Annotated in this window: 11 protein-coding genes; 5 read left to right on the top strand and 6 right to left on the bottom strand. The window is 72.2% G+C overall.

Annotation, left to right across the window (positions count from 1 at the left end; all coding sequences use genetic code 11):
* The first annotated feature begins 36 nt into the window (after nt 1-36).
* The 3 genes from aspS (at nt 37) to ASC60_RS01285 (ending at nt 3,758) form a co-directional block, all read left to right on the top strand.
* Nucleotides 37-1,866: an aspartate--tRNA ligase gene (aspS, locus tag ASC60_RS01295; protein WP_055545804.1), complete on the top strand. Its 1,830-nt coding sequence runs from the start codon at nt 37-39 to the stop codon at nt 1,864-1,866.
* A 77-nt stretch (nt 1,867-1,943) separates the two neighbouring features.
* Nucleotides 1,944-2,741 carry a L,D-transpeptidase family protein gene (locus tag ASC60_RS01290; protein WP_370592855.1) on the top strand — a complete coding sequence of 266 codons (798 nt, stop codon included), beginning with the start codon at nt 1,944-1,946 and terminating at the stop codon, nt 2,739-2,741.
* 102 nt (nt 2,742-2,843) lie between these two features.
* Nucleotides 2,844-3,758, top strand: coding sequence for an intradiol ring-cleavage dioxygenase (locus tag ASC60_RS01285; RefSeq protein WP_055545802.1), 915 nt, complete (start codon nt 2,844-2,846; stop codon nt 3,756-3,758).
* Between the two features lie 61 nt (nt 3,759-3,819).
* Here ASC60_RS01285 and ASC60_RS41990 read toward each other — a convergent pair whose 3' ends face one another.
* From ASC60_RS41990 to ASC60_RS42540, 3 genes are all read right to left on the bottom strand, one after another.
* Nucleotides 3,820-4,209, bottom strand: a complete 390-nt coding sequence (locus ASC60_RS41990) for a hypothetical protein (protein WP_055547085.1) — start codon at nt 4,207-4,209, stop codon at nt 3,820-3,822.
* A 103-nt stretch (nt 4,210-4,312) separates the two neighbouring features.
* On the bottom strand, nt 4,313-6,067 hold the full coding sequence (gene metG, locus ASC60_RS01275; protein ID WP_055545800.1) for a methionine--tRNA ligase: 1,755 nt from the start codon (nt 6,065-6,067) through the stop codon (nt 4,313-4,315).
* Between the two features lie 152 nt (nt 6,068-6,219).
* On the bottom strand, nt 6,220-8,217 hold the full coding sequence (locus ASC60_RS42540; protein ID WP_234356735.1) for a VWA domain-containing protein: 1,998 nt from the start codon (nt 8,215-8,217) through the stop codon (nt 6,220-6,222).
* 290 nt (nt 8,218-8,507) lie between these two features.
* Here ASC60_RS42540 and ASC60_RS01265 point away from each other — a divergent pair, with 290 nt between their 5' ends.
* Nucleotides 8,508-10,568, top strand: a complete 2,061-nt coding sequence (locus ASC60_RS01265) for a PhoX family phosphatase (protein WP_055545799.1) — start codon at nt 8,508-8,510, stop codon at nt 10,566-10,568.
* 27 nt (nt 10,569-10,595) lie between these two features.
* On the opposite strand, the gene ligD is transcribed toward ASC60_RS01265, so the two are convergent.
* Nucleotides 10,596-11,519, bottom strand: coding sequence for a non-homologous end-joining DNA ligase (gene ligD, locus ASC60_RS01260; protein ID WP_055545797.1), 924 nt, complete (start codon nt 11,517-11,519; stop codon nt 10,596-10,598).
* Between the two features lie 90 nt (nt 11,520-11,609).
* On the opposite strand from ligD, the gene ASC60_RS01255 reads away from it, so the two are divergent.
* Nucleotides 11,610-12,707 carry a LysR family transcriptional regulator gene (locus ASC60_RS01255; protein WP_370592854.1) on the top strand — a complete coding sequence of 366 codons (1,098 nt, stop codon included), beginning with the start codon at nt 11,610-11,612 and terminating at the stop codon, nt 12,705-12,707.
* On the opposite strand, the gene ASC60_RS01250 is transcribed toward ASC60_RS01255, so the two are convergent.
* Entirely contained in the window at nt 12,704-13,729 is a 1,026-nt protein-coding gene (locus tag ASC60_RS01250) for an endonuclease/exonuclease/phosphatase family protein (protein ID WP_079038087.1), read from the bottom strand. The genes ASC60_RS01255 and ASC60_RS01250 overlap by 4 nt on opposite strands.
* 137 nt (nt 13,730-13,866) lie before the next feature.
* Nucleotides 13,867-15,153: a helix-turn-helix domain-containing protein gene (locus ASC60_RS01245; protein ID WP_055545795.1), complete on the bottom strand. Its 1,287-nt coding sequence runs from the start codon at nt 15,151-15,153 to the stop codon at nt 13,867-13,869.
* Between the last annotated feature and the right edge of the window lie 144 nt (nt 15,154-15,297).

Raw genomic sequence — 15,297 nt, 5'->3', positions numbered from 1 at the left:
TACGCAAGCCTCCCGACCAGACGACTTGGATGAATGATGCATCGGTACCGGTCCCACACCTGTGGCCAGCTCCGCGCCGCTGACGTCGACACCGACGTACGGCTCTCCGGCTGGCTGCACAATCGACGGAACCTGGGCGGCATCCTCTTCATCGATCTGCGCGACCACTACGGCCTGGTGCAGCTCGTCGTCCGGCCCGACACCGCCGCCAACGACAAGCTCAGCTCGATCACCAAGGAGAGCGTCGTCCGCGTCGACGGCCGGGTGATCGCCCGCGGCGCCGACAACGTCAACCCCGAGCTGCCGACCGGCGAGATCGAGGTCGAGGTCGCGGACGTCGAGGTGCTCGGCGCGGCCGACCCGCTGCCCTTCACCGTCTACCCGGAGGACGGGGTCGGCGAGGAGCGGCGTCTTGAGCACCGCTTCCTGGACCTGCGCCGGGAGCGGATGCACCGCAACATCATGCTGCGCTCCGCCGTGATCTCCGCGATCCGGCAGAAGATGACCGCGCAGGGCTTCAACGAGATGGCGACCCCGATCCTGTCCGCCACCTCGCCCGAGGGCGCGCGCGACTTCCTGGTCCCGTCCCGGCTGCACGCGGGCCGCTTCTACGCCCTGCCGCAGGCCCCGCAGCAGTTCAAGCAGCTGCTGATGATCGCGGGCTTCGACCGCTACTTCCAGATCGCGCCCTGCTTCCGCGACGAGGACGCCCGCGCCGACCGCTCGCCGGGCGAGTTCTACCAGCTCGACGTCGAGATGAGCTTCGTCGAGCAGGAGGACGTCTTCGAGGTCATCGAGAAGGTGATGACCGAGCTGTTCGAGGAGTTCGGCGGCGGCCGCCACGTCACCTCGCCGTTCCCGCGGATCCCGTTCCGCGAGGCCATGCTGAAGTACGGCTCCGACAAGCCGGACCTGCGGGCCAAGCTCGAACTGGTCGACGTCAGCCACGTCTTCGCGGGCTCCGGCTTCAAGGCCTTCGCCGACAAGCACGTGCGCGCGCTGGCCGTGCCGGACACCGCCGGGCAGCCCCGGAAGTTCTTCGACCAGCTCGGCGAGTTCGCGGTGGAGCAGGGCGCCAAGGGGCTGGCCTGGGTCCGGATCGGCGAGGACGGGAAGCTCACCGGGCCGATCGCCAAGTTCCTTGGCGAGGAGGATGTCGAGAAGCTGGTCGCCGAGGTCGAGGGCAAGCCCGGCACGTCGGTCTTCTTCGGCGCGGGCGACTTCGACGAGGTCTCCAAGATCATGGGCGCGGTGCGGGTCGAGGCCGCCAAGCGGACCGGCCACTTCGAGGAGAACGTCTTCCGCTTCTGCTGGATCGTCGACTTCCCGATGTTCGAGCGGAACGAGGACACCGGCGGGATCGAGTTCTCCCACAACCCGTTCTCCATGCCGCAGGGCGGTCTTGAGGCGCTGGAGAACCAGGACCCGCTGTCCATTCTGGCCTGGCAGTACGACATCGTCTGCAACGGCACCGAGCTGTCGTCCGGCGCCATCCGGAACCACGAGCCGGACGTGATGTTCAAGGCGTTCGAGATCGCCGGATACTCCCGGGAGGACGTCGAGCGGGAATTCGGCGGCATGCTGCGCGCGTTCCACTTCGGGGCGCCCCCGCACGGCGGCATCGCCCCCGGCGTCGACCGCATCGTCATGCTGCTCGCCGACGAGCCGAACATCCGCGAGACCATCGCCTTCCCGCTCAACGGCAACGCGCAGGACCTGCTGATGGGCGCGCCCAGTGAGGTGGACGAGGCCCGGCTGCGGGAGCTGCACCTGTCGGTGCGCAAGCCGCAGATCAAGCAGGCGGCGGAGAAGGCCGGGAAGGCCCGGGCGGCTGAGAAGCCGGTTGAGGGGAAGAACGCCGAGTAGCGGCGCGGAGACGAGAGGAGTCCGTGCCCGGTGCGTTCCCAGGGGCGGAGGACACAGTGAGGGTACGGATTCCGGCCGTGGCCACGGCCTTGGCCATCGCGGTGCTCGCGGGCTGCGCGGGGCCCGGGGACGGGTCCCGCAAGCACGCCGCGGACACCAGGGGCACCGCGGACGCCAAGGGCGCCGCGGGCCGGTCCGGCCCGCAGAGCCCCGCCGGGCGGCCCGCCCCCGCCGAGCGGGCGGACGACCTGCCCGGGCTCGGGCCGCGCACCCGCGCCGAGGTGCCCCGGGACGCCGAGCAGGTCGTCGTCGTCACGGGCAGCGGCCGGGACGCGTCCCGGTCCACCGTCGTGCTCTACGAGCGGTCCGCGGCGGACGCGAAGGCCGGCGACCGGGAGGGCGGCACCGGCGGCGGCGCCGCCTGGCGGGCGGGGCCCACGTGGAAGGCGCACAACGCCGCCCACGGCTGGACCGAGCACCACGAGCAGGGCGACCTCCGCTCCCCGATCGGAGTCTTCGGCCTGACCGACGCGGGCGGCAAGCTGCCCGACCCGGGCACCCGGCTCACCTACGACCACGCCGTCCAGGGCTTCACCATCAGCGGCACCGGCGCCGAGGGCGAACCGCTGGCAGGGGCCTTCGACTACGTGGTGGCGATCAACTACAACCGGAAGGCCGGGACCTCCCCGCGCGACTGGACCCGGCCGCTGGGCGCGGAGCGGGGCGGCGGCATCTGGTTCCACGTCGACCACGACGGGCCCACCCAGGGCTGCGTCAGCCTCTCCAAGCCGCATATGCGGACGCTGCTGCGCACCCTCGACCCGGACCGCCATCCGGTCGTGGTGATGGGCGACGCGGGCTCCCTGGCCCGTTGAGCCTTCCCGGCCCGCTGAGTCTGGCGCATTGACGCCGTTCGCACAGGCATTCACAGCGAGCACCCATGCGCTTGCCAGGTTGCGGTCCTAGCGTCCCCTGCCATGACCGAACCCCGGAAGAACACTCCCGTCACCGCACGGGACATGACGAGGCGCCGGGTCGTCGTGGCGGGCGGCGCCGCGGTCGCGGCAGCCGGTTTGGGCACCGCCGTCGCCACCGCCGCATCCGCCGGCGGCTCGTCCTCCGCCGCCTCCCCCTCGGCGTCGGCCTCCTCCCCGTCCCAGGAGGTCTGCTACCGGCTCACCTCGGAGACCACCGAGGGCCCGTACTACATCGACGCCGACAAGATCAGAAAGAACATCACGGAGGGCAAGGAGGGCATCCCGATGACCCTCCGGCTCAAGCTCATCGACTCCGAGACGTGCAAACCCCTCGCCAAAGCGGCCGTCGACATCTGGCACTGCGACGCGCTCGGGCTGTACTCCGGTTACGAGGACTCCAGCACCGGCGGCGGCACCCCGCCCACCGGCCCCCCGCCCACCGGGACACCCACGGGCACGCCGACCGGAGGGCCGCCCGGTGGCGGGGGCGGCCACCAGGACCCGACCGACGACAGGCGGTACCTGCGCGGCACCCAGCTCACCGACCGGCACGGGTTCGTCGAGTTCACCACCGTCTTCCCCGGCTGGTACCGGGGCCGGTGTGTGCACATCCACACCAAGGTGCACGTGGGCGGCAAGCTGACCGACTCCGGCTACGAGGGCGGCCACGCCTGCCACACCGGGCAGCTCTTCTTCGCCGAGGAGGCCGTGCTCGCCTCCGCCGAGGTCGCGCCGTACAGCACCAGCACCACCCCGCGCACCACCCTCGACGAGGACGGCATCTACCCCGGCAACGGGGCCGAGGGCGGTCTGCTGCGGCTCCAGTACCGCAAGGGGAAGATCGCCAAGGGGGTCGTCGGCTCGCTGACCCTCGGGGTCGACCCCGACGCGACGAACGACGGCACCGGTATGTGACGGCGGCCCCGGGGAGCCGTGGGGGGCTCTCCGGGGGTTTCCGCCTCTCCGCCGGGGCCGCTCAGCGCGGGAACAGGTCGGTCAGCCGCCGGTCCACGCCGCACGGCTCGCCCCGCTCCGCGCGGGCGGCCCGGTGCACCGCGCGCAGCAGCCGCCGGGGTGTGGTGCGGTGCTGCCACAGCACCGCCCGCACCCCGTACTCCATCACCGTCAGCAGCTCCGTCTCGCGCAGCTCGCCCGCGACCAGCACCACCCGCTGCCGCCCGCCCCGCACCAGGCGGCGCAGCTCGGCCCCGGCGCGGGCGTCGAGGCGTTCGGAGAGCATGACGGCCACCGTGCCGGTCGGGCGCGTCAGCTCGACGCTGGGCTGCTGATCCAGATGACGGACGACCCCGGCCCGCGCGAGCGGATCGGGGCCGTGGACCGACACCGTGACACATGGGTCCGGCACGGGGTTTTCCTCGACTTCCCGGTGGATGGTGCTCCACAGGGTCATCGAGCGGGCTAAACATCCGGTTGTCGAACGATCGACGCGATCGCCCGGCCCGTTTCCCCTACTTCGCCTTGGGCTCCGTGGGCTCCTGGGCCGCCACCTGCTCCTCCGTGCCGCCGAAGCGCTCCCGGTAGGACTCCAGGTCCTCCTCGGTGATCTTCGCGAAGAGCACCGGCGGCACCGTGAAGCCCGTGCCCGCCGGGACCGAGGCGAGCGCCCTGGCCTCCTCCTGGCCGACCCACCGCGCGGTGTCCCCCTCCAGCGCGAACGCCGACCGCATGGCCGCCGCCGACGCCGGGATGAACGGCTCCGAGACGATCGCGTACAGGTGGATCAGGTTCATCGCCGTACGGAGCGTGAGCGCCGCGGCCTCCGGGTCGGCCTTGATCTCCAGCCAGGGGGCCTTCTCCTCCAGGTAGGAGTTGCCCGCGCTCCACAGGGCGCGCAGCGCCGCCGCCGCCTTGCGGAACTGGAGCGTGTCCATGTGCTCCTCGTACTCCGCCAGCAGCCGCGCGATCTCCTCGCCCAGGCGCTCCTCCGCCTCCCCCGCTGCCTTACCGGCGGGGACCTCGTCGCCGAACCGCTTGCGGGAGAACGACAGCACCCGGTTGACGAAGTTGCCGAGGGTGTCCGCCAGGTCCTTGTTGACCGTGGCGGTGAAGTGCTCCCAGGTGAACGACGTGTCGTCGGACTCGGGCGCGTTCGCCATCAGGAAGTAGCGCCAGTAGTCGGCGGGCAGCACCTCCAGCGCGGCGTCCGTGAACACCCCGCGCTTCTGCGACGTGGAGAACTTGCCGCCGTAGTACGTCAGCCAGTTGAACGCCTTGACGAAGTCGACCTTCTTCCAGACGTCCCGGGTGCCGAGCAGCGTGGCCGGGAACATCACCGTGTGGAACGGGACGTTGTCCTTCGCCATGAACTCGGTGTAGCGCACGCTCGTGTCCACGTCGTACCACCAGGACTTCCAGTCGCGGTTCTCCGGGTCCTGGTCCGCCCACTCCTTCGTCGCGCCGATGTACTCGATCGGGGCGTCGAACCACACGTAGAAGACCTTGCCCTCGGCCGCCAGCTCCGGCCAGGTGTCCGCCGGGACCGGAACGCCCCAGTCCAGGTCGCGGGTGATCGCGCGGTCCTGCAGCCCCTCCGTCAGCCACTTGCGGGCGATGGAGGAGGCGAGCGTCGGCCAGTGCTTCCCGTGCTCCTCGACCCAGGTCCCGACCTCCTCGGCCAGCTTCGACTGCAGCAGGAACAGGTGCTTGGTCTCCCGGATCTCCAGATCGCTGCTGCCGCTGATCGCGGAGCGGGCGTCGATCAGATCGGTCGGGTCCAGCACCCGGGTGCAGTTCTCGCACTGGTCGCCGCGGGCCCGGTCGTAACCGCAGTGCGGGCAGGTGCCCTCGATGTAGCGGTCGGGCAGGAACCGGCCGTCGGCGTTGGAGTACACCTGCCGGATCGACCGCTCCTCGATGAAGCCGTGTCCCTTCAGCTCGCGGGCGATCCGCTGGGTGATCTCGACGTTCTGCGCGGAGGAGCTGCGGCCGAAGTAGTCGAAGGCCAGGCCGAAGCCGTCGTAGATCGCCTTCTGCGCGTCGTGCTGCTGCGCGCAGAACACGTCCACCGGCAGCCCCGCCTCCTTGGCGGCCAGCTCGGCCGGGGTGCCGTGCTCGTCCGTGGCGCAGATGTACAGCACGTCGTGGCCGCGCTGCCGCATATAGCGGGAATAGACATCGGCCGGGAGCATGGACCCCACCATGTTGCCCAGGTGCTTGATCCCGTTGATGTAGGGAAGGGCGCTGGTGATGAGGTGTCGAGCCATTGCAGGCTGCTCCCAAGTCGGTACGGTGGGTGACGTTGAGCCCGCCGGGCGGGTGGCAGCCGCCGTACGAGCCGCCCATATCGTATCCGAGCGGCGAGGGCCACCCGTCCGGCGTTTCGCCGTACGGATGGCCCTCCCTGGTTACTGATGCCCTACGCGAGGACGCCCGCGGCCCGAGCCTGCTCCAGCCATGCCGGGAACGCCTTCAGCAGCTCCTCGTACACCTCCGCGTCGGAGAGCGACCGGGGGTCGAGACCGGCGTGGAAGAACGCCGCGTTGTCCAGCGCCCGCTTCTCCGGCACGGCGAGGGCCGGGGAGGTGCCGAGCTTGCGGAGGAAGTCGAACCCCTTGGCCTCCGGATCGCCGAACCCGACGAACTGCCAGAACAACGGCAGCCCCGCCGCCTCGCACAGCGCCTTCTCCGCCGCCGCCTTGCCGGTGGGCGCGCCGTCCGTCTGGAACAGCACCAGTGCCGGGGCGGCCGTGCCGGACGCCTTGTAGTGGTCGATCACCGCTTCGATCGCCCGGTGGTAGTTCGTCCGCCCCATGTGCCCGAGCGAGGCGTGCAGCTCCTCGACCCGGCCCTGGTAGTCGCCCAGGCCGATCTCGGCGGTGCCGTCGATGTCCGTCGAGAAGAACACGATGGGCAGGGTGCCGCTGTCGTCGACGCTCGCGGAGAGCGCGAGCGCCTGCTCGGCGAAGTGCTGGACGGTGCCGTCCTTGTAGTAGTTCCGCATCGAGCCGGAGCGGTCGAGCACGAGGTAGACGACGGCGCGGGTGCCGGTGAGCTTGTGCCCCGCGAGCACGCCCCCCGCGGCCGCGCCCATCCCGGCCAGCTCACCGAGCCCCGCGCTCGCCGCCACGGGCTCGTCGGCGGCCTCGGGCTCGGTGGCGGTCTCGTCCGCGGCGGCGGGCGTCTCGGCCTGCTCGGGTTGGGCGTCTTCTGCCGTGGGCTCGTCGTCGGCCTCGGCCTCGGCCTTCGCTGCCGGGGCGGGCTTGTCGTCGGCGGCCGCGACCGCCGTCGGCGCGGGCGTCGAGGCGTCGGCCTCGGCCTCGGTCATGGTGACGGCCACCGGGGCGTCGGCGGCCGTCGGCTCGGGCGGGGTGTCGGTCGTGACGTCGGCCGGGGTGGTGGCCTCGGCTTCGGCGGCCGGGGCCACCTCCGGCTCGGGCTCGGGCGTGGCTTCCGGGGCGGCGTCGGTCGGCTCCGGCTTCGCCTCCGCCGCAGCGGCCTCGGCCGTCGGCTCGGCCTGGGCGGGCGCCTCTTCGGCCTTCGCCACCGGCTTGCTCTCGGCTACCGCCTCCGCCTTGGCGTCGTCCGCCGGTACCTCCTCGGCGGACGGCTCCGGCGCGGTCTCCGCCGCACGGGCGGGCTCGTCCTCGGCGGCCGGGGCCGCCACCGGCTCCGGCGCGGCCTCGGCGGCGGCTTCGGCGGTCGGGGTGGCCGGGTCGGCGTCCGTCGGTGCGGCGGGCTCGGCGGCGGCCTCGGTGGCCGTCGGCTCCGGCGCGGTGTCGGTCGTGACGTCGGCCGGGGTGGCGGTCTCGTCCGCGGCGGCGGGCGTCTCGGCCTGCTCGGGCTGGGCGTCTTCTGCCGCGGGCTCGGCCTCGGCCTCGGCCTCGGCCTTCGCCGCCGGGGCGGGCTTGTCGTCGGCGGCCGCGACCGCCTCCGGCGCGGGCGTCGAGGCGTCGGCCTCGGCCTCGGTCGTGGTGACGGCCACCGGGGCCTCGGTGGCCGTCGGCTCGGGCGGGGTGTCGGTCGTGACGCCGGCCGGGGTGGCGGTCTGGTCCCCGACGGGCGTGTCCACCTCCGGCTCGGGCGCGGCTTCGTCCTTGGCCGCCGCCTCGGCCCGAGCGTCGTCCTTCGCGGCGGACGTCTCCGCCTGATCCTCCGCGCGCTCCGGCTCGGCGTCCGCGGACTGGGCGGGCTTGTCCTCCGTGGCGACGGCCGGTTCGGCGGGGGTGCCCAGGATCTCGTCCAGGGTCTTCAGGGGCTCGCCCAGTGCCGGGTCGTGCCGGGGTTCTTCGGGGGCCGGGGCCGGGGCCGGAGCGGGGTCGGGCTTCGGGTCGGGGGCCGACTCGGCCGGGTCGGGGGCCGACTCGGGCTGGGGGGTCGGGACAACTGCCGCCTCCGGCGCAGCGGAATCGTCCACCCGGGTTGTTCGGGAGCGTCCGAATACTTTGCGCAGTAGGTCCCGTATGCCCATGGGAGATACCTCTCACGTGTTCGAGTGCGGTGCATGCCGTCGCATGACCGTGGTGCCGAAAGGCTAGCGGGCCGACCGGCTGGTTCCGGCCGTCGATTCCGGTCGCCGGTCGTTCACCCCCGGTTCACGACGTGGTCGTCGGCATGCGGTTCTCCACGCCTAGCTTCGCGGCCAATGGATTCCGACGTCATGTCGGCGGGGGCTGCCCGGATGTGACGTCCTACGGAGGGGAAGTCGTGCCCAAGCTCCTGCCGCTCATCAGCTCGCATCCGGGCGGTCGTTCCGCGCTGACCTGCCGGTACCGCTGTGGCGACGCGTGTCTCCATGAGACCCCGAACACCAGTGGAAACGCCTACGTGGGCGACCTGATCGCGGGCGCCGTCTCGCGCCGTTCCCTGCTGCGGGCGAGCGCCGTGGTGACCGTGGCGGCCGCCACCGGGACGGCGGCCGCTGCGGGCCAGGCGCCTCCGGCCGCCGCCGCGTCGGGTGGCGCGGCCAAGGCGGGCAAACCCGCCCGTGGACTGCGGTTTTCGCCGGTCGCGCCGAACACGAAGGACGCGGTGGTCGTCCCCGAGGGGCATGACCAGAACCTTGTCATCCGCTGGGGCGATCCGATCCTGCGCGGCGCGCCCGCCTTCGACCCGGACAACCAGTCGGCGAAGGCGCAGGCGGGCCAGTTCGGTTACAACAACGACTACATGGCCGTGCTGGACGTACCGGGCGAGCGCGACCGGCAACTGCTGGTGGTCAACCACGAGTACACCGACGAGGTGTTGATGTTCGCGGGGTACGACGCGGACAACCCCACCCGCGGGCAGGCCGAGATCGGCTGGGCGGCGCACGGCCTGTCGGTGGTCGTGGCGGAGGAGCACCGGGGGGTCGGCAAGCTGACGGCCGTACCCGGGCACCGCCTCAACCGGCGGATCACGGGCACGACGCCGTTCGAGGTGACGGGCCCGGCGGCGGGCAGCAAGCTGCTGCGGACATCGGCGGACCCGTCCGGCAAGCGCGTCCTGGGCACGCTGAACAACTGCGGCGGCGGCATCACCCCGTGGGGCACGGTGCTGTCGGGCGAGGAGAACGTCAACCAGTACTTCGCACACGGCGGCTCGGTGACCGACCCGACGGCCGCCGCCCGGCTCAAGCGGTACGGGATCACCGGTGGGGCGTCCGAGCGCAAGTGGGAGCGTTTCGACGACCGTTTCGACGTGGCGAAGGAGCCCAACGAACCCAACCGGTTCGGCTGGGTGATCGAGGTGGACCCGTTCGACCCGGAGTCCACCCCGCGCAAGCTGACCGCTCTGGGCCGCTTCAAGCATGAGGCCGCCGAGCCGCGGCTGACGACCGACGGCCGCCCGGTCCTGTACATGGGCGACGACGAGAAGTTCGACTACTTCTACAAGTTCGTGTCGTCCAAGCGCATGATGAAGGGCGGCAGCCGCACCGCCCGCGAGCACAACCGCACGCTGCTGGACGAGGGCACGCTGTACGTCGCCAAGTTCACCGGCGACAGCCCGGCCTCGCAGATCGACGGCTCCGGGAAGCTTCCCCACGACGGTGAGTTCGACGGCTCCGGCGAGTGGATCCCGCTGGCCACCGGCGACACCTCGCACGTGGAGGGGATGACGGCCGAGGAGGTGTACGTCTTCACGCGGCTCGCCGCCGACAAGGTGGGCGCGACGAAGATGGACCGCCCCGAGGACGTCGAGCCGAGCCCGCGCACCGGCCGGGTGTACATCGCGCTGACCAACAACACCGACCGCGGCAAGGACGGCAAGGCCCCGGTCGACGAGGCCAATCCCCGCCAGGGCAACAAGCACGGCCAGATCCTGGAGCTGGCCGAGCGCCGGAACAACCCGGGCTCCACCCGCTTCAACTGGCGACTGTTCCTGGTGTGCGGCGACCCGGAGGACCCCAGCACCTACTTCGGCGGCTTCCCGAAGGACCAGGTCAGCCCGATCTCCTGCCCGGACAACCTCACCTTCGACGCGTTCGGCAATCTGTGGATCTCCACCGACGGCAACGCCCTGGGCAACCACGACGGGCTGTTCGGGGTGGCGACGGCGGGCGGCCGGCGCGGTGAGGTGCGGCAGTTCCTGACCGTCCCGAACGGCGCCGAGACCTGCGGGCCGATCGTGCAGGACCGGCGGGTGCTGGTGGCGGTGCAGCATCCGGGTGAGCTGGACGGGGCGAGCGTGGAGAAGCCCGCGTCGACGTGGCCGGAGGGCCCGGGCACGCTGGTCCGCCCGGCGGTCGTCAGCGTGTGGCGGCGCGACGGCGGCGACATCGGCGCGTAACGGCCCACCCCACGGCCCACCCCACGTTCAGAGCCGCGTCAGCCGCCGCCGCGCGGTGCGCAGCGAACGACCCCTGGTGTCCGCGTGGGCCCAGGGGTCGTCCCGCAGCCGCTCCTCGAAGGTGCGCAGCGTCCAGCGGTCCGGGGCCAGCGCGGGGTCGTCCAGTTCCGTGGCGTCGATCGGCGCGGCGACGGGGGCGCCGGGGCGGGCGCGCACGGCGTACGGGGCGACCGCGGTCTGCGCGTAGGCGTTGCGCTGGATGTCGAGGTAGAGCCGGCCGCCGCGCCGGTCCTTGCGCATCTCGGTGGTGAGCCGGTCGGGGTGGCGGGCGGCGAGCGTGTCGGCGGCGTCGCGGGCGAAGGCCCGTACGGTGTCGAAGCCGGCGCGCCGGTCGAGCGGGACGACGACGTGCAGTCCGCGCGAACCGGTGGTCATCAGCAGCCCGGGAAGCCCCAGTTCACCGAGCAGCCCGCACATCCGCCGGGCCGCCCACCGCACTTCCTCGAAGGCGGAACCCTTCCCGTCAGGCGGGTCGAGGTCGAAGACGAGCCGGTCGGGGTGGTCGGGCCGGTCGGCGCGGGAGAGCCAGCGGTGCGGGGTGACGCAGGCCTGCCCGGCGAGGTGGACGAGGGTGGCGGTGTCGTCGCACACCGGGTGGGTGACCTTGCCGCCCTCCTTGGGGAGAACGGCCCGGCGCACCCATTCCGGAAAGTGGTCGGGGGCATTCTTCTGCATGAGCGGCTTGCCGCCGATTCCGTCCGGGTGGCGTTCCATCATCAGCGGCCGGTCGCGCAACTGCGGGACCATGAGCCGGGAGACCGCACGATAGTGATCGACGAGATCCGATTTGGTGATTCCGTCGTCGGGGAAGAGCACCTTTTCCGGGCGGCTGATCTCGACGGTGTGCCGTCCGGCCCTGACCTTCCGTGCGTCGGTGCGTGTCTCGCTCATATCCGCCCGGGTTACCAGGGGGCGGCCGCGTAAACTCGGGCCCCCTTGGCGGGAAGCGAGGAAAACGGGGAAACGGGGAGGAAAAGAATCATGACGAGGTCCGGACTGCTGGACAGTCCGCTCGCGCTCATGGACACCACCATGGACCAGCTCCGCACGCTGGTCGTGGTCCATGAGACGGGTACGGCGCTGGGCGCCGCCCGTGCGCTCGGGCGGGAACAGGCCAGTGTGCAAAAGCAGCTCGACACCATGAACCGCAACTTCTCCGAACTGTGCGGCGAGCCGCTGGTGCTCAAGCAGGGGCGCGGCAAGGACGTGCTGTTCACCGGCACCGGAACGACCCTTGTCGCATTGGCCCGGGGAACGCTCGGCGACTGGCTGGACGGCATCCACAGCTCCCGCCGGCGCCTCGGCCGCAGCCTGTTGGTCGGCACCACGCGCTTTACGCTCGGTTATCTCGCCGGCGCCCGGGAGCGGGTCGCCGAGGAATTCCGGGAACGCGGGATCGACCTCAAGGTCGGCCATGTGCGGACCCGGGACGTCCTGGCCAAACTCCGCGCCAAGGAAATCGATCTGGTGTGCGGAAGTGTGGTGACGGAATCCGGCGGGGAAACCTCCCGCGAACTCGACGCCTTCGACGTGATGGAATGGCGGCGCAGCGCGGTGTCGCTGGTGACCAATCTGCCCGTGGACGAACTGCCCGGCCCGGCCGTCGAGCGCGGCGAACTGGCCTCGCTTCCGCTGGTGGTCCCGGCCAGCGGGGTGATGGCCGGGGTGCTGCACACCTGGTTCGGCCCCGGTTACCGCGACACCCTGCGCATCGCCGCCGAGATCGACAACGTCAACTACGGCCTGGAGCTGCTGCGTTCCGGGGTGGTGCGCGGCTGCATGCTGGTCACCGAGGGCGTCGCGGACGCGGCGGGCGACCCGGAGGCGGCGTACGCGCGCGGGCTGCGCGCCGTCGAACTGGTCCATGACACCGGGCCGACGCTGGAAGTGCTGCTGGGCGCCTTCACCCGCCGGGGCGAGCGCGCGGGGTACGCCGCCGACCACCCGCTCAACCTGCTGTGGAACGCGCTGGAGCGGGAGAAGGAGCGGTGGCGGCGCGAGCGGCACGGCCCCGGCGAGGGCCCGGCCCAGGACCCGTTCGAGCTGGCCACCGCGCAGGACCCGGACGAGGGTCTTTAGCGCGCGTGCAGGTCGAGGTCGACCAGCAGCGCCCGGTGGTCGGTGTCGCCCAGGTCCAGGAAGCGGGCGGTGCGCGGCCGCAGCGCGTCGCTGACCAGCACGTGGTCGATCTGCGCGCTCAAGCCCGGGGCTGTCGTGTCAGGCCAGCTCGGCGTCCGGGGCACTCCGGCGGCCCGTGCGCTGTCCCGCATGCCGGTGTCGAGCAGGGCGCGGAACGCGGCGTGGTCCTGGGTCGCGTTGAAGTCGCCCGCGATCAGCGTGGGTCGCCCGCCGCGCCCGGCCGCGTACGCGCGCAGCCTCCCCAGTTCGGTGCGCCAGACGCCCAGCTGCCCCGGCATCGGCGGCATCGGGTGCGCGACCTGGAGCCGTAGCGTCGCGCCCCCGATCCGGGCGGCCGCGCCCGGCATCGACAGCTCGCCCTCCACGCCCCGCTCCTCCGTCAGCGGATGGGTGCTGAGGATCGCCGAGCCCTCGGCGGGACTGCCCGTGACGATGTCCCGGTACGGGTACGCCCTGCGGACGGCCGGCGAGCGAAGCGCGTCCGCGCAAGTGTCGTCGCACTCCTGGACGGACACCACGTCCGGCCGCTCCCGGCGCAGCGCGGCCAGCAGCCCGTCCGTGGCCCGGCCGAACTCCAGGTTCGCGGTCAGCACCCGCAGCCGGGCCACCACCGGGCCGTGCGGCGCGGCCGCGGGGCCGGGGCCGTACGGCTGGATGAACCAGCCGGTCACCACGGCGGCCAGCAGCGCCCAGCCGCAGCCCAGCGGCCAGCGCGCGGCCACGCTGAGCAGCAGCCCCAGCAGCGCGGGGACCAGCAGCCAGGGCAGGAAGGCCAGCAGCTGCGGTACGGGCGTGACGCCGTCGGTGTCCATGGCCCGGCAGCCCAGGACGACGCTCACCACGGCCAGCGTCACCAGCGCGCACCAGGCCGCCACCCGGCGCGCCCGGCCCCCGCCGGGCAGCCGCACGAGGCGGCGTGCGGCCGCGGGGGCGGCGCGGTCCGTCGCGGCAGTCGTCTCCACGCGGGGCCTCTCGGTCGAGGTGGGGCGCTCATTGTCACCCGCCGCGCCGACTTCCGGGGCCTGGGCTTACGCGGCCGCTTCGCAGAGCACGACCATGTGCGGAATCGGAGCCCCGGATGCACCGAACCCGCGGCACTTCACACGGGAAGTGCTCCCGTGCGAGCGGCGAACTCGCGAAGCCCTGGCACATGGGCAGGCCCGAACAGCAAACCCGCCGTCAACGCGCGCGTGCCCGGCCGTCGCACCTCCTGGGGCACCGCACGCTCTACCGAAAGCAACGCCCGCAAGCACTCCTCCGGGCGCCCCCAGTCGTTGTAGGCCCGGGCCACATCAAGATCCAGTCGGGCCGCGCGTTCCAGCGGCAGCCCTCGCGGGTCGACCCGCCGCGCAGCCGCCACGGCTCTGTCGGGAGCCCTGAGCACCTGATGCACGGATACCTCATGCAAGGCGACCTGCCGGGGGCCGAACCAGCCCCCGACCGTATGCTCATCACTCCGGCCGGCAACGGCGCGCGCCCGTGCCAGCAACTCCATGGCGCCGCTTCGGTCTGCGCCCTTTGCCGCCGTATACGCTGCCGTGGCCAGCAATTGACCCTGAGCCGATGCCCGTGCTCCGGCAGGGATGCCTCGTGCACTCGCGAGTTCCTCAGCAGCCCGGACCGCGACCTGAGCCGCCCGGTCATATCGGCCCGCGCGCCGATATCCACTGGAGACCATCCGGTGTGCCTCCGCAAGCGCCAGGGGATGGCCGCCGTCGCGCGCAGCCTGCACTGCCCTGTCGGCCGCCACGATCAACAGGTGGTCGTCACCCGCTTTGATCGCCACTCGCGCAGCGATGGCGTACAACGCGGACAACGCTTCCGTACCGTGCCCCTCGCCGACTGCGGCGGTGGCGAGCGCGAGCTGCTGGGGGAGGGCCGCATCCAACTCCTGGTAAGCACCCGCCTCCAGCGCTGCGCGTGCGCGCATGACCGCACCCTGCACGGCAACCGCGGTCGGCGCGGAGTCGCATGGTGGCAACCCCGAAAGCAGCGCGTCCTCCAGCCCTGCCCGGGAGGCGGCCAGATCAGCGGCGACACTGGTTTGCGGGCTTCCAAGAGCTGCCGTGGCTCCGATCGCCAGCGCCCCGGTGAACAGGCTCCTACGACGCACCGCATCCTCCTCGTTCGCGGGATGCCCCACCGTATCGACCGGGCCACAGCCGGGGACAGGAGTCCCCGTCAGCCTGTCGGGTGGGATACCGAGGAACGCCGCGAAGGCTAAGAGCCGGTCGTACTCCAGCCGCATACGGCCGGCCTCGATCCGGGAGACGGCCGATGCCGAGTAGCCGCCCCCCTTCCCGACCTGAGCCTGGGTGAGCCGCGCACGACACCGCGCTCCTCGGAGCTCGGCTCCGATCTCCTGCGGGGATCGAATGACGTCCATAGGTGCCTCCTACGGAACGACGGGAGGGACGACGTTAGCCGCAACTCGACGGTGTCGGGAGGGCGTACGGATGCACGCCGTGTGCGAGCCCCGCACACGGCGTGCCATCCATCACCGTGAGCCTCCCGGCCGAGGTGTCCCGGC

Source organism: Streptomyces sp. NBRC 110028, from assembly GCF_001417735.1.
Classification (GTDB): Bacteria; Actinomycetota; Actinomycetes; order Streptomycetales; family Streptomycetaceae; genus Streptomyces.
The sequence above is the reverse complement of the archived record's forward strand: the minus strand, read 5'-3'. Positions and strand labels throughout refer to the sequence as shown.